The organism is Sorangium sp. So ce1153 (assembly GCF_051521595.1).
GTDB lineage: Bacteria > Myxococcota_A > Polyangia > Polyangiales > Polyangiaceae > Sorangium.
In genome coordinates this window covers 2,303,997-2,317,441 of the sequence record NZ_CP150361.1, presented here as the reverse complement: position 1 = coordinate 2,317,441, position 13,445 = coordinate 2,303,997, and the positions used below count along the sequence as shown (strand labels likewise).

At 72.2% G+C, this 13,445-nt stretch carries 13 protein-coding genes; 5 read left to right on the top strand and 8 right to left on the bottom strand.

What is annotated here, in order from left to right; genetic code table 11:
• Nucleotides 1-47 precede the first annotated feature (47 nt).
• Nucleotides 48-1,535, bottom strand: a complete 1,488-nt coding sequence (locus tag WME85_RS07960) for a protein kinase domain-containing protein (protein WP_437836696.1) — start codon at nt 1,533-1,535, stop codon at nt 48-50.
• Between the two features lie 473 nt (nt 1,536-2,008).
• Between WME85_RS07960 and WME85_RS07955 the strand changes: the two genes are divergently transcribed.
• Nucleotides 2,009-2,635 carry a hypothetical protein gene (locus WME85_RS07955; protein ID WP_437836694.1) on the top strand — a complete coding sequence of 209 codons (627 nt, stop codon included), beginning with the start codon at nt 2,009-2,011 and terminating at the stop codon, nt 2,633-2,635.
• A 23-nt stretch (nt 2,636-2,658) separates the two neighbouring features.
• On the opposite strand, the gene WME85_RS07950 is transcribed toward WME85_RS07955, so the two are convergent.
• Nucleotides 2,659-3,459 carry an alpha/beta fold hydrolase gene (locus tag WME85_RS07950; protein WP_437836692.1) on the bottom strand — a complete coding sequence of 267 codons (801 nt, stop codon included), beginning with the start codon at nt 3,457-3,459 and terminating at the stop codon, nt 2,659-2,661.
• A 222-nt stretch (nt 3,460-3,681) separates the two neighbouring features.
• Nucleotides 3,682-4,368, bottom strand: a complete 687-nt coding sequence (locus tag WME85_RS07945; protein WP_437836690.1) for a YqiA/YcfP family alpha/beta fold hydrolase — start codon at nt 4,366-4,368, stop codon at nt 3,682-3,684.
• A gap of 332 nt (nt 4,369-4,700) precedes the next feature.
• Here WME85_RS07945 and WME85_RS07940 point away from each other — a divergent pair, with 332 nt between their 5' ends.
• The 3 genes from WME85_RS07940 (at nt 4,701) to WME85_RS07930 (ending at nt 7,607) form a co-directional block, all read left to right on the top strand.
• Nucleotides 4,701-5,192, top strand: a complete 492-nt coding sequence (locus WME85_RS07940; protein WP_437836688.1) for an N-acetyltransferase family protein — start codon at nt 4,701-4,703, stop codon at nt 5,190-5,192.
• A gap of 291 nt (nt 5,193-5,483) precedes the next feature.
• Nucleotides 5,484-5,879, top strand: a complete 396-nt coding sequence (locus WME85_RS07935; protein ID WP_437308497.1) for a PAS domain-containing protein — start codon at nt 5,484-5,486, stop codon at nt 5,877-5,879.
• Between the two features lie 441 nt (nt 5,880-6,320).
• Nucleotides 6,321-7,607 (top strand): MFS transporter, encoded by a 1,287-nt coding sequence (locus WME85_RS07930; protein ID WP_437836686.1) that lies wholly within the window; start codon nt 6,321-6,323, stop codon nt 7,605-7,607.
• Between the two features lie 96 nt (nt 7,608-7,703).
• On the opposite strand, the gene WME85_RS07925 is transcribed toward WME85_RS07930, so the two are convergent.
• From WME85_RS07925 to WME85_RS07905, 5 genes are all read right to left on the bottom strand, one after another.
• Nucleotides 7,704-9,005 (bottom strand): ABC transporter permease, encoded by a 1,302-nt coding sequence (locus WME85_RS07925; RefSeq protein WP_437836684.1) that lies wholly within the window; start codon nt 9,003-9,005, stop codon nt 7,704-7,706.
• Nucleotides 8,948-10,174, bottom strand: coding sequence for an ABC transporter permease (locus tag WME85_RS07920; RefSeq protein WP_437836682.1), 1,227 nt, complete (start codon nt 10,172-10,174; stop codon nt 8,948-8,950). Before WME85_RS07920 ends, WME85_RS07925 begins: the two co-directional genes overlap by 58 nt.
• Nucleotides 10,171-11,292 carry an efflux RND transporter periplasmic adaptor subunit gene (locus WME85_RS07915; RefSeq protein ID WP_437836680.1) on the bottom strand — a complete coding sequence of 374 codons (1,122 nt, stop codon included), beginning with the start codon at nt 11,290-11,292 and terminating at the stop codon, nt 10,171-10,173. The genes WME85_RS07920 and WME85_RS07915 overlap by 4 nt, the downstream gene beginning before the upstream one ends.
• On the bottom strand, nt 11,289-12,125 hold the full coding sequence (locus WME85_RS07910) for an ABC transporter ATP-binding protein (protein WP_437836678.1): 837 nt from the start codon (nt 12,123-12,125) through the stop codon (nt 11,289-11,291). Before WME85_RS07910 ends, WME85_RS07915 begins: the two co-directional genes overlap by 4 nt.
• Before the next feature lie 243 nt (nt 12,126-12,368).
• Complete coding sequence (locus tag WME85_RS07905; protein WP_437836677.1) at nt 12,369-12,515, bottom strand: hypothetical protein; 147 nt, start codon at nt 12,513-12,515, stop codon at nt 12,369-12,371.
• A 400-nt stretch (nt 12,516-12,915) separates the two neighbouring features.
• On the opposite strand from WME85_RS07905, the gene WME85_RS07900 reads away from it, so the two are divergent.
• Nucleotides 12,916-13,236, top strand: coding sequence for a hypothetical protein (locus WME85_RS07900; protein WP_437836675.1), 321 nt, complete (start codon nt 12,916-12,918; stop codon nt 13,234-13,236).
• The last annotated feature ends 209 nt before the right edge of the window (nt 13,237-13,445 follow it).

The following is a 13,445-nucleotide window of genomic DNA, read 5'->3' as shown; positions in this document are numbered from 1 at the left end:
ATCCGGTCAAGAGAGGTGCAGTCGGTCGGAGACCGGTGATCCCTATCTCATTTGAGCTGGATCTCGAAGGGATTCCGGGCCTCGGACGACGACGGCCCCCTCGCGGGCGCCGGATCGGCGCTCGGCGCGCTCGAGGCCGCAGGCGCACGCCGGCGCTGCTGCGGCGGCGGCGCGAGGCGCGCCGCCTCGCCGGTCGGCGCGTGGTCCGGGGAGACCGATGGCAGCGGCGCGGCCACCTCGACCACCGGCCGTGGCTCCTGCGCGATAGGCGGGTCTGCCTCGCCCCCTGCCCTTCCCTGCCCCGCGCGCCGGGCGTCCGCGTCGTCCTGCGGCGCCGGCGCCGGCGGGACCACCGCGGCGGCGTGCAGCGCCGGGCGCTCCTCCGGCGCGCCGTCGCGCAGCGCGACCGCGCCCCAGATCGCGAGCGCCAGCGCGGCCGTCGCGGCCGCTCCGATCGCCACGCGGAGGGTCGTCCTGCGGGACGTCGCCTGCGCGGGCGTCCGCGCGAGCCCCCGCGTCGTGGGCAGGAGGCTCACCGTCGGCGCCGACGTGGCGCTCGGGCTGCTGTCCGGCCCGGGCCTCGGCGCCGGCACGGAGGCGCTGGTGGGCCGGGACGGCGTCGCGGGCGGCGCGTTGAGGATGCGCGCGGCGCGCTCCGCGCGCTCCTGCCCGCCCGCCGGCGCGAAGGGCGCCAGCGCGAGCGCCAGGTCGGCGACGGTCTGCGGCCGCCGGGCTGGGTCCTTCTGGAGGCAGTGGAGGATCACGCCCTCCAGCTCGAGGGGCAGGTCGCTCCGGAGCGCGCTGGGCGGGACCGGCTCCGCGCTCGCGACCTGCAGCACGAGCTCGGCGAGCGCCGGCGCCTCGAACGGCGGCCGCCCGACGAGCACGCGGTAGAGGATCGCGCCGAGCGCCCAGATGTCGGAGCGGGCGTCGACGGAGCGCGACGAACGCATCTGCTCCGGCGGCATGTAGATGGGCGAGCCGAGCACCTCGCGCGTCTGCGTCAGCGACGCGCCGCCGCCCTCACCGCCGCTCGGCATCTCCTTCGAGATGCCGAAGTCGAGCACCTTGATGAGCTTCGCCCCGCCGGGCGCCGTCGTGAGGAAGAGGTTCGCCGGCTTGAGATCGCGGTGCACGATGCCCGCGACGTGCGCCTCGGCCATCGCCACGCACGCCTGCAGCACGTAATCGGCCGCCTCCGCGACGTCGAGCTGGCCGCGCGCGCGGACCACGTCGGACAGATCTTCGCCCTCCAGGAACTCCATCACGATGTACGGGACGCCCGACTCGAGCTCGCCGACGTCGAGCACCCGCACGACGTGCTCGCCCTTGAGGCGCGCCGCCGCGCGCGCCTCGCGGAGAAACCGCTGCACGAGCGCCGGGCTGTCGTCGCTGAGGAGGAGCTTGATCGCGACCCGCTGCGGGAGGAACAGGTGGCTGGCCGCGACCACCATCCCCATGCCGCCCCGGCCCACGACGCGATCGACCCGGTACTTGCCGGCGATCACCTCTCCTTCGACGACGGGTGCGTTCATGAGAGCTCCGCGCAGCGCGCTCCGGCATGCGGCAGTGGCGACCAGGACGTGCTGTGGTCGATGGTAGCACACACGCGCGCCGCACAGTGAAGCCGCGGCCACGCCCGCGGGTCCTGCGCAGGCCATCATCATCATCATCAGCCATCCCGCGCGGGCGCTGTCGACCACCCCGCGCGGGCGCCGTCAACCACCCCGCGCCGGCGCTGTCGACGTCGGTCGACGCAGAGGGACGGCGCACAACGCCGGTCAACGTCGGTCGACGCAGAGGGCGCGGGAGCTCATCGTCCGCCCATAGAAGAAATTCACAGTAGCAGCGCACGACGCCGCCTCGCGGCCGGCCGCAGGAATTTCTATCGGTGGGGGCGGCTGCCGGGGCGCGTGGAGGGCCGCGTCCGCCATCCCGCGCGGGCGCGCAGGCCGACAGGCGCTCGCCGGCTACACAACCGCCGCAGGCGGGCGGTACGATGCGACCGATGATGCGCTCACCTCACCGACTCTCGATGGCGGCCGGCTCGCTGGCGCTGCTGGTTCAAGCCGCGTGCGGCGCCGCTGTGGTCGTGGACGGCGGCGGGGGCGGAGCCGGCGGCGCGGGCGGCGCGAGCGAGCCGGGCTCGACGACGACGTGGGCCGACCCCTCGGTGTCGACGTCGGTCGGCCCCACGCCGACGACCCCCGGCGACCCCGCGACGACGACCTCCGGCGGCCCCACGCCGGGCCCGAGCGCGATCGTCTATGGCGACTCGACCGTGACGATCCGGGTCTCCACGCTGCCCCTGACCTGCCGCGATCCCGGCATGAACCCCACGTTCGAGCCGTGCGGCGTCTGGTGGGATCTCGAGCTCCGCATGCCCGAGTCGATGCTCGTCGTGGGCGAGGTGGACATGGCGAGCGGCGACCTCTCGTTCTTCGAGATGTCCTCTCGCGCGGATTGCAGCACCACGGGGGCCGCCTCCGGGGGCGGCGACACGGGCTTCGGCAGGCTCACCATCACGGCGGTCGAGCCGACCTCGGTCACCTTCGAGCTCTCCGCGGTGGGCCCTCTGCTCCCGGACAGCGACCCGAACGGCCGGTACGTCGCGGCCCGCTGCGCCGAGCCCTAGCGAGCCGCTCCGAGCCAGACGCGCTACCGCCGGGCCGCCGCCTGCTCGCCCTGCTCGCCGTGCAAGAAGGCCAGCGCGGCGCGGGCGAACGGCTCCTTCCACTCGCCGAAGACGGGAGTGTGCCCGCTGTTCGGCAGGAGCCACAGGCAAGAGCGCGGGATCGCGCGGTGCATCTCCAGCGCGAGCTCGGCTGGATAGAGGGGATCGCGGTCGCCGTTCACGATCATCGTCCGCGCCGTGATGGTCGACAGGTGGGGGGGCGTGAAGCTCATGTCGTCGTGGCTTGCCGCGAAGAGCCGCGGCTGCCGCCACAGCGCCTGGATCTGCGCGTCGCCGAGCCTGTGGCGGCTCCTCATCTCCTCCCACTCCGCCTCCGTCCGGCCCTCGCCGGAGACGTGGCGCATGAGCACCCTGGCCTGCTCGGGGAAATACGGAGTCGCGGACACGAGCACCATCGACTCGACGCGATGCGGCTGCTGCGTGGCGAGGTGCAGGAGGCACTTGGCGCCGAGGCTGAGCCCCACGGCCCGGAAGGTCTTCACCCCGAGCTCGTCGAGGAGGGCAAAGACGTCGAGGGCGCACTGGCGGATGGTCAGGGAGCCAGCCGGGTTGTTCGACCGGCCGTGGCCGCGCAGGTCGGGCGCGATGACCGCGTGATCGCGCCCCAGCTCCGCCAGATCGAACACGTGCGCCCAGTCGCCGCTCGCCCCGGTGAAGCCGTGGAGCAACACGAGCGGCGTCCCTTCGCCGCGGAGCTCGTAGTGCATCTCGATGCCGTTGACGGACGCGGTGCGCTCATCAACCAGCGCTGTCTCCCTCTCCATTCGCTCCTCCGATCGCCAGGCCGCGGGCGATCCGCAGCCGGATGCACAGGAGCTTTAAGGGCAGTTCTTTGAACTTGATAGCTGGGCCGTTCACGCGTAGAATGCGAGTCGGTTGTTGAGCGGACGGCGAGACGGTCGCGTGGTCGCGTGGCCGCTGAACAGGAGTTCAGATCCCGCGTGACGGTGAGCGCCAGGACGCGAGCGGCGCGCGCGTAGCGCTCGTCAGCTCCCGAGGAACGGGCGCAGGAACTCGTCCGCTTCGCGGAGGATGCGAGGAATCGAGGCCACGAGCTCGTGGCCGTCATCCACCTCGACGAGCCGGACATGCCGCTTCGCCGCCGCGAACGCGCGCGACAGCTCGATATCCACCACCTCGTCGTGCCGGCCGTGGACGATGAGCGTGGGTACCCGCACGTCGGGCCACCCCCCGGAGCGGTCATCCACCTCGGCCGCGTCGGCGGCAAAGCCGAAGTCCACCCGAGCTCGCCGCTTCTCCGCGTAGTCGTCGACCTCGAGCCACCCCCGCTGCTCCCAGGCCCGGAATCCCTCCTCGCCGAGGCGCTGCCGCCACCGCTCCATGATCCGGAACGCCGGCGCGAGCAGCACGAGCGCGCACACGCGCGCGTCCTCCGCGGCGACGCGGCACGCGGTGAGTCCCCCGAGGCTCGAGCCGATCACCACCGCCCGGTCGCGCTCGCCGCCGATCGCCTGCTTCACGGCCCCGATCATCGCGCTCAGGCGCAGGCGCTCGAACGAGGGCACCCGGAGGTCGAGCCGCTCGACGGCGACCCCGCGGCCCCCGAGGTGCGCGGCGATCTGGACGCCCTTGGTCGAGCCGGGACCCGAGGCGAAGCCGTGGAGGTAAAGCCAGCGCGGGCCGGCGGCGGAGGGCGCGGTCGTCATGGTCATGCGGGCGCGGAGAGCCTAGGGCGGGCGCGCGGCCAGCGGCAAGCCGCGCCGCGCCGAGCGCTCTCCGCGCCGGGTGGTGGCCCAATTTGCCCCGGAGTGATTCACATGAAGGCGGGAAGGCAGGAAGATCATTGATCTTTTCTTCCCGCCTTCCCGCCTTCATGTTCAAATCCGGCCACTACCCCGCGCCGGGTGGCGCGTCAGCGCGCGGCAGCTCGAGCGCGCGGATCCCCTCGCGGACACGGGGAGCCCGCGCTCGACCCCCCGAGGCGCCAGGCGCGTCGCTGGCGTGATCTCCTCTCGCTGCTTCCGCTCCGGAAGCGCGATGCTGTATGAAGCGCCGGAGAGACGCCATGATCCGCCCCGCCACCGCCGCCGATATCCCCACCATCGCCCGCCTCATCCGGTTGCTCGCCGAGTACGAGCGGCTCGCGCACGAGGTCGTCTTCGACGAGCGGGAGCTCGAGGCGAACCTCTTCGGCCCGAGGCCCGCGGCCGAGGTGGTCCTGGCCGAAGCGGAGGGGACCGCGGTCGGCTTCGCGCTCTTCTTCCAGAGCTTCTCCACCTTCCTCGGCAAGCCCGGGCTCTACCTCGAAGATCTCTTCGTGCTGCCCGAGCACCGCGGCGAAGGCCACGGCAAGGCCCTCCTCGTGCACCTGGCGAGGCTCGCGGTGGAGCGCGGCTGCGGGCGGTTCGAGTGGTCCGTGCTCGACTGGAACGAGCCCGCGATCGGCTTCTACCGGAAGCTCGGCGCCAAGCCCATGGATGAGTGGACCGTCCAACGCCTCACCGGCGAGGCGCTCGCCCGGCTCGCGCAGGGCTGAAGAGCTCGCTCGCGCGGTCGCCGCGTCGGCGCGGGTCGCCGCGGCTCGAGTGACGGACTCATCCTCTGGGCGGCTCGCATCCGCGGCCGCGCTTCGCTGTCGCCGCTGTGTCGCGATGATGTCGTCAGCCCGAGAACAGCGTGTCCGGGAAGACCGCTACATGGGCGGCTCGATCGAGCGACCCCACCCCGTCCCGACAGAACGTTCCGGTGAAGCCGGATAGGAACACCAACGGACGTTCTCTACGATGATGAGCATCCGTCGAGGGCAGGCACGGCTGGAGGTCGTTTGATGGACACGCAGGAGCAGTGCAGGACCAGCGAGTTCGAGTTCGATATCGGCGTATTCAACCTGGACGAAAGCGGCCTGGACGCGCAGCCCTTCGGGATCATCCGGATGGACCGCGACGGCGTGGTGCTCTCCTACAACCTGTACGAGGAGCGCCAGGCGCGCCGGAAGCGGCAAGATGTAGTAGGAAAGAATTTTTTCACCGACATTGCACCCTGCAGCCGGGTGAAGAAGTTCTACGGGCGCTTCCTCCTCGGGGTCGAGCAGCGCGAGCTCAACGCGACCTTCGGCTTCGTGTTCCACTTCCCCCACAAGACACGGCACGTCGACGTCTCGCTCTTCTACAAGCCGGCCGCGCGGCAGCAGGACGACACCGTCTGGGTGATCATCCGCGGGTGAGGGGCGGGCGCCCGCTTCGGATACGGGCCCACCTCGACGTTTTCGGTGCTCAGCGCACAGGAGTGCGCCTGCGCGCCGAAAACGCCGATCTGGGCCCGTCTCCTGTGCGGGCTCCCGCCCCTCGGTAACGGGGATGAGAGATTTGAGGGACGGCGCTACCCCCGGCTGCTCGTGGTGACGCAGCGGAGCATCACCGCTGCTGCTGGAGCAACAACGGCCGACGGCGCGCTCGGCGCGCGTGGCCGTACGGCGCGCCGGGGGCCGCCGCGCGCCGGGCGCGGGGGGTGGCACGAGGGTTGCGATAAGTTGCGATAGTGCGATAGCAAGACGCGTGCTGACGTCGGTGGCGCGACTCCCGGACTCGGTCGCGACATGCGCCGTCGCTCATCGTGCGTGAGCGAGAGTCCATAGCTCCCCTCCAGGGTCGCCGCAGGCGTCGAGATGTCCTCCAACAACCTCACCGGGCTCGGCGTGCTGCGCCACCGGAGCTTCACTTTCTACCTCGCCGCCAGGCTGCTCTCCGCGATCGCGGTGCAGATGCAGAGCGTCGCGATCGGCTGGCAGGTCTACGCCCTGACAGGCGACGTGTTCGACCTGGGGCTCATCGGGCTCGCCCAGTTCGCGCCCTTCTTCGCCCTGATCCTCTTCGCCGGCCAGGTGGCGGACCGGTTCGACCGGCGCCACATCATCTCCGTCGGCCTCGGCGCCGAGCTGCTCTGCGCCGCGCTGCTGCTCGCCTTCACCGTCTCGGGCCTCACCGTGGTGTGGCCCGTGTTCGCGGTGCTGGTGCTGTTCGGCAGCGCCCGCGCCTTCATGATGCCGGCGCAGCAGGCGATCCTGATGAACCTCGTGCCGTCGGAGAGCTTCGGCAAGGCGGTCGCGCTCAGCTCGTCGAGCTTCCATGTCGCCGTCATCGTCGGGCCGACGCTGGGCGGGCTCCTCTACCTCGCCGGGACGAAGATCGTCTACTCGATCGTCGCGGCGCTGCTCCTCGCGTCGCTCGTGCTCATGGGCCTCACGCGCACGACCCAGCAGGCCAGGCGCTCGGAGCCGTCGTCGTGGAACACGGTGCTGGAAGGGCTGCGCTTCGTGTGGTCCAGGCCCGCGGTGCTCGGCGCGATCTCGCTCGACCTCTTCGCCGTGCTGTTCGGCGGCGCCGTCGCGCTCCTGCCGGCGTACGCGCGCGACGTGCTCCACGCCGGCCCGACCGGCCTCGGCATGCTCCGCACGGCGCCGGCCGTGGGCGCCGCGCTCACCGCCGGCGTGCTCGCCTTCCGGCCGATCACGCGCCAGGTCGGCCGGTGGATGTTCGGCGGCGTCGCGGTGTTCGGGCTCGCCACCATCGGGCTCGGGCAGACCCGGAGCTTCGCCGTCGCCCTCGCCGCCCTGTTCCTCATCGGCGCCGGCGACATGGTGAGCGTCTATATCCGCCACATCCTCGTCCAGTTCGAGACGCCGGACTCCATCCGCGGGCGGGTGAGCGCGGTCAACGCGGTGTTCATCGGCGCGTCCAACGAGCTCGGAGAGTTCGAGTCCGGCCTCACCGCCGGCTGGTTCGGCCTGCTCCGCGCCATCTTCATCGGCGGCAGCGCCACCGTCGTCGTCGCGGCGCTGTGGGCCCTCGGCTTCCCCGTGCTCAGCCGCATGGACCGCTTCCCGCACGCGAAGCGAGAGGACGAGGAGAGCACGGAAAAGCCCGGCGCGCCCGAGGCCGCCCCCGCGACGTGACGGGCCCCCGGCGAGCCGCGACGTGACGGGGGCCCCGGGCGGCGAGCCGCGACGTGACGGGCGCCCGGCGGCGAGGCGCCCCGCCCGGGAGCCGCGCTACTCCGTGCGGAGCGCCTCGATCGGGTCGAGCCGCGCGGCACGCCACGCCGGGTAGAAGCCGAACAGCACGCCGATCGTGACCGAGAGGCCGAGCCCCAGGACGATCGACCAGACCTCCACCTGGAACGCCCAGCGGCCGACCATCCGCTCGAGCACCGCGCCGGCAGCCCAGGAGAGGCCCACGCCCGAGAGCACGCCGAGCACGCCCCCGAGCAGCGAGACGGCCGCCGCCTCGCAGAGGAACTGCAGCAGGATCGCGCGCGGCGAGGCGCCGACCGCGCGGCGGACGCCGATCTCCCGCGTCCGCTCGGTCACGGTCACCAGCATGATGTTCATGATGTTGATGCCCCCCACGATCAGCGCGACGACGCCGGTGCTGAGCAGCAGCATCTTGATGATGTCGAGGACGAGCTGCTCCTGGCCGTGGCTGTCCTTGTCCTCGATCCGGAAGTTCTTCACCCCGTGGTGGCGCCGCTGGAGCGTCGCGTCGATGATCCCGCGCAGCGCCGCGAGCGGCGAGCGGACCGCAAGGATGGGCTCCTGCCGCACGTAGATGCGGTCCGTCTTGTGCGTCGGCGAGAACAGCGCGTCGTAGGTCGTCTCCGGGACGAGCACCTTGCGGTTCCAGATGTTCGTGCTGTCCGTGGAGCCCAGGATGGGCCGGTCCTTCAGCACGCCGACGATCGTCCACAGGTGCCCGTCGGCCGTCATGTGGAGCGCCTCCCCCTCCGCGGCCCGCTCGGGGGGGCCGCCGAAGAGATCGGCCCAGACCTCGTGGCCGACGACGCCGACGCGCCGCCGCGACGCGAGGTCCTCGTCGGTGAGGAACCGGCCCGCCGCGAGCTCGAGGTCGTAGAGCGAGGGCGCCGCCGGCGCCGCGCTCACCAGCGTGATCCGCTTCTTCTTGTCGCCGGCGCGGGCCTCTGTGTCGCGCACCGACTCGCTCAGGGCCGAGGCCCCGCCGAGGGCGCGCGAGGCGTCGAGCGCCCGGGCGTCGGCGCGCGAGAGGTCGCGGCGGGTGCGGCGCCGGTCCTTGACGCTCACCTCGGCGGGGTGGATCTGGATGAGATCGGCCTCCACGGCCTGCTGGCTCGCGCGGAGCAGCGCCTCCTCGCCGCCCGCGAGGAGCGAGGCCAGGAGCACGATCGAGCCGGTGCCGATGATGATGCCGAGCAGCGTGAGCGCGGCGCGGGTCCGGTCGGCCACGACGGCGCGCGTGGAGTGGAGGAGGTCGGCGAGCCTCATCGCCGCATCGCCGCCACGGGGTCGAGCCGGCCCGCGCGCCGGGCCGGCAGCCACCCGAAGACGACGCCCACGCCGGAGGAGACGACGAGCGCCGCGACGACGGCCGACACCGAGACGGCGCCGACCCAGCCCGGGGTGAAGCGGCGGATGACCGCCGAGGCGAGCTCGGCGACGGCCGCGCCGCCGAGGACGCCGAGCAGGCCGCCGAAGCCGGAGAGCAGCGCCGCCTCGCAGAGGAACTGCGCGCTGATGTCGCGCGGCGCCGCCCCGAGCGCCTTGCGGATGCCGATCTCGCGCACGCGCTCGGACACGCTGACGAGCATCATGTTCATCACGCCCACGCCGCCGATGAGCAGCGCGATGCCCGCGATGAGGCCGACGATCGCCTTCATCGTGGCGAACATCGCGTCGAACTTCTGCATGATGCTGCTGAAGTCGAGGAGGGTGAAGTCGTCGACGCCGTGGTGGCGCTCGACGAGGAGCGCGTTGAGGATGCGCTTCACCGGGTCGTTGTTGCGGGCGTCGTCGGTCTTGATGACGAGGAGCGCCGAGGTGGTCACGGTCGGCTCGACGTCCGCCGCCGTGTCGATGGGCGCGACGACGAGGTCGTCCCAGCTGAAGCCGAAGTTGACGCCGAGGCGATCGCTCTCGGCGAGCACGCCGATGACGCGGCAGCGCAGGGCCCCGACCGTGACCCAGCGGCCGATCGGGTCGCCGCGCCAGAGCCGCGCGGCGAGCTTGGGGCCGGCGACGCAGACCCGGGCGCGGCGGCGGTCCTCGTCGTCGGAGAACGCGCGGCCGCGGCCGACGCGCATCCGGAAGGCGTCGAGGAAGCCGCTGTCGGCCGCGACGAGGTCGGAGCGGTCCTCCTTGCCCTCGTCGGTGGTCACGTCGCGCGAGCCGAGCATGGCGTACATGGAGTGCTCGACGACGTGCGGGATGCCGCGCGCGAGCCGGTCGCGGTCCTTGCGGGTGAAGCCGGTGACGTACATCGTCTTCTTGCGCTCGGCGCGCTCCGGCTCCTTCGGCGCGACGAGGATGAGCCGCGCCCCGCCGAGCTCCTCGATGCCGCGGCTCAGGGTGAGCAGGCCGCCCTCGGCGAGCGAGGTCATGAGCACGATGGCGAAGGCGCCGAGGGTGATACTGAGGACGGTGAGCAGCGACCGCAGCTTGTGCGCCGAGAGGGCCTTCGCGGCGATCGCGAGGTAGACGGCCCACCTCACATCTTGGTCTCGTTCGCGGCCGCCGAGGGCGGGTTGATGAGCACCCGGGCCCCCTCCGGGACGCCGCTCTGGATCTCGACCTCGCGGTCGTTGCGCGCGCCGAGGGCTACCTCGACCTTCTCGGTCGTCTGCTTGCCGTCCGGCCCGTCGACGACGCGCGTGACCGTCGGCTTGCCGCCCTCCTCGGAGACGGCCTCGATCGGCAGGGAGACGACGCCCGGCTTGCTGTCGAGCCGGATGCGCACGTCGGCGGTCATCCCGGGCTTGATGAGGTCGTCGGCCTGGGAGAGCTCGGCCTCGACGGGGAAGACGTCGACCTGGCGATCGGCGGGCTTCACCGAGGCGGGCGCGATCTTGGTGACCTTGGCCGTGTACGTCTTGCCGGGCAGGGCGTCGAGCGTGAGCGTCGCCGGCTGGCCGAGCTGCACCTTGGCCACGTCGATCTGGTTGAGGTCGACCTTCACGATGAGCGTCGAGAGGTCGGCGACGGTGAGCAGCGCCTTGCCCTCGAAGGTCGACTCCACGCCCGGCGTCACGACCTCGCCGGGCTCGATGTTGCGCTGGATCACGGTGCCGTCGAGCGGCGAGAGGACCTTCGTGTACCGGAGCCGGTCCTTCGCGGCGTTGAGCGAGACCTCGGCGAGCCGGATCGCGATGGTCTTCGCGGCGAGGTCGTGCTTCGCGAGGTCGAGCTCCTCGGAGGCGATGACGCTGGCCTCCACGCCGGCGGACCGCCGATCGACGACGCGCCTGGCGTAGCTCGCGGCGGCCCGGGCCTGGGCGAGCTCGGCCTCGGCGCGGGCGACCTCGCGCTCGTAGTCGGTCGGGTCGAGCACGAGCAGGAGCTGGTCCTTGGCGACCCGGGCGCCCTCGTCGGCGAGCACCTCGGCGACCTGGCCCGCGACCTTGGATTTCAGCTCGACCTGCTCGCGGGCCTCGATGCGCCCCGTCTCGAGGATCTCGACGGCGAGGTCGCCGCGCTTGGCGGTCACGACGAGCGCGGGGTCGATGGGCGGGGGGCCGCCGCGGGTCATCGCGACGGCGGCGGCGCCGGCCCCGGCGAGCGCCAGCGCGCCGACGAGCCATGGCCAGAGGCGCCGGCGGCGGCGGGCGCTCACGAGGCACCTCCAGGCTGCGCCGGGCCGGGCGGCGGGGACGGTGCGGGCGGCGACGTCGGCGCGGGCTCCGAGGCGGTTGCGGGCGGCGAGGCCGGTCCGGGCTGCGAGGCCGGCCCGGGCTGCGAGGCCGGGACGGCGACGCGCCGCCCGCGGGGGCCGGTGTCCTCCACGATGGCGCCGTCGCGGAAGGTGATCACGCGGGTGGCGTAGTTGGCGATGGAAGGGTCGTGCGTGACGACGATGACCGTCATGCCCTGCGCGTGCAGCGCGCAGAAGAGCTCCATGACCTGCTGCGTGGTGGCGGAGTCGAGCGCGCCGGTCGGCTCGTCCGCGAGGAGGAGCGGCGGCTCGTTGACGATGGCGCGGGCGATGGCGACGCGCTGCTGCTGGCCGCCGGACAGCTGGTTCGGCAGGTGGTGCGCCCGATCGTCGAGCCCGACGCGCGCGAGGGCGCGCGCGGCGCGCTCCCGGCGCTCGGCCGGGCGGACGCCGGCGTAGACCATGGGCAGCTCCACGTTCGCGAGGGCGCTGTCGCGCGGCAGGAGGTTGAACGACTGGAAGACGAACCCGATCTTCCGGTTGCGGAGCCGCGCGAGCTCGACCTCGTCGAGCTCCTCGACCGGCTCGTCGTCGAGGAGGTACCGGCCGGCGGTAGGGCGATCGAGCGTGCCGATGACGTTGAGGGTCGTCGACTTGCCCGACCCGGAGGCGCCCATGATCGCGACCATCTCGCCCCGGGAGAGCTCGAGGGAGACCCCGCGGAGCGCCTGCACTTCCACCTCGCCCATCCAGTAGGTCTTGGTGATCGCGTCGAGCTTCACGAGTGGAGCCATGGGGGTTCTGGGCGGGTGGCCGGGGCGCTTTCCAGGACGGCGGCCGGGGTGCGTCCGCTCTCGGTTCGCCGGACGCGCCTGGAACTTTCAGGGCGCGTCCCTCGTGTCGCCAGGGAATTTGTCAGGGATGGCGCGCCGCGGCAGCCTGCGGACGAGCCGAGGCGTAGGCGAAGCGCGGCAGCGAAGCAACCGCGCCGCACGGGTGCGCCGGCGGCGCGACCGGAGGACCAGAAGAATGCAGCGCTACCGCCCCGACGTCTCGACGAGCGCCATGATGACCGATGACCGCCCCGACGCCGTACGAGATGTCGTCGCGGAGCGGTAGCGGCGGGTGTAGTCGCGGTAGGGGGCGTGCTGCGTGACGCGGTAGAGATCGACCAGCGAGAGCATCACCGTGCCCTCGCCCCAGTCCCACGAGAGCGACTCCGCGGGGTGCTCGGCCCATCCAGCGGTCGGCGACGGACGGCGATAACGCCTCGACGGTCCAGGCCAGGCGAACGCCCTCCGCGCACCCCTACCAGGGCGGCGAGGGCCAGCGACAACGCCGTCGAGGGAGCGCCAAGCGAGCTGAACAGGCCTGTTGGGGTGCACCGGCGCGGGCTGCATCGAGCGCGACCCCTCGGAGTGGTGCGATCCTGCCCGAGCGTCCGCCTGCTGTGGCGAAACGCAACACGCGGCGTGGAGCGACAGCGCAGGTCGTGCTGAGTTCTCGATATATCAGAGGCGAGTTCGCTGTGCGGCCTCCCACTTGCATTGGCCGGCGACGCCGGGAAAATCGAGGAGGTTCGAAATGGCAAACGAGCAGAAGCAGGGAGCGGGCACTCAGGGACAGCAGGGCTCCGGTCTACAGGAAGGCCGCAGTGAGAGCAGCGTTGTCCCCGACAAGGACTACAACCTGGTCAGCGTGCTCTACCATGCTCTCCAGGGCGCGGAGACCTATGCACAGTACGTTCACGACGCGCAGAAGGGGGGCGATCAAGAGCTCGCATCCTTCTTCAGCGAGGTGCGGCAGGAGGAGCTGCGGCTCGCGGAGCGCGCGAAGCAGCTCCTCGGCCAGCGGCTGAGCGGCAGCGGGCGCGCCGGCCAGGGCGGCACGCGCGGCAGCGCCTGACGCAATCCATCGGTCGAGTCGACGAGGCGTCAAGTACGCCGAGGGAGCACGGTCTTCCTCTGGCGTGCTTGGCGCCTTGTTTTGTCGTCGAGGCGCGAGGGAGGTGCCGTGGCGGGCTCCTGCTCGCAGCGCGCTCCGGGGGGCTCATGAACGAAACGAGGGCGCCCGCGGGGATGAAGACGTCGCTGGAACGCGATGTGATCCAACTC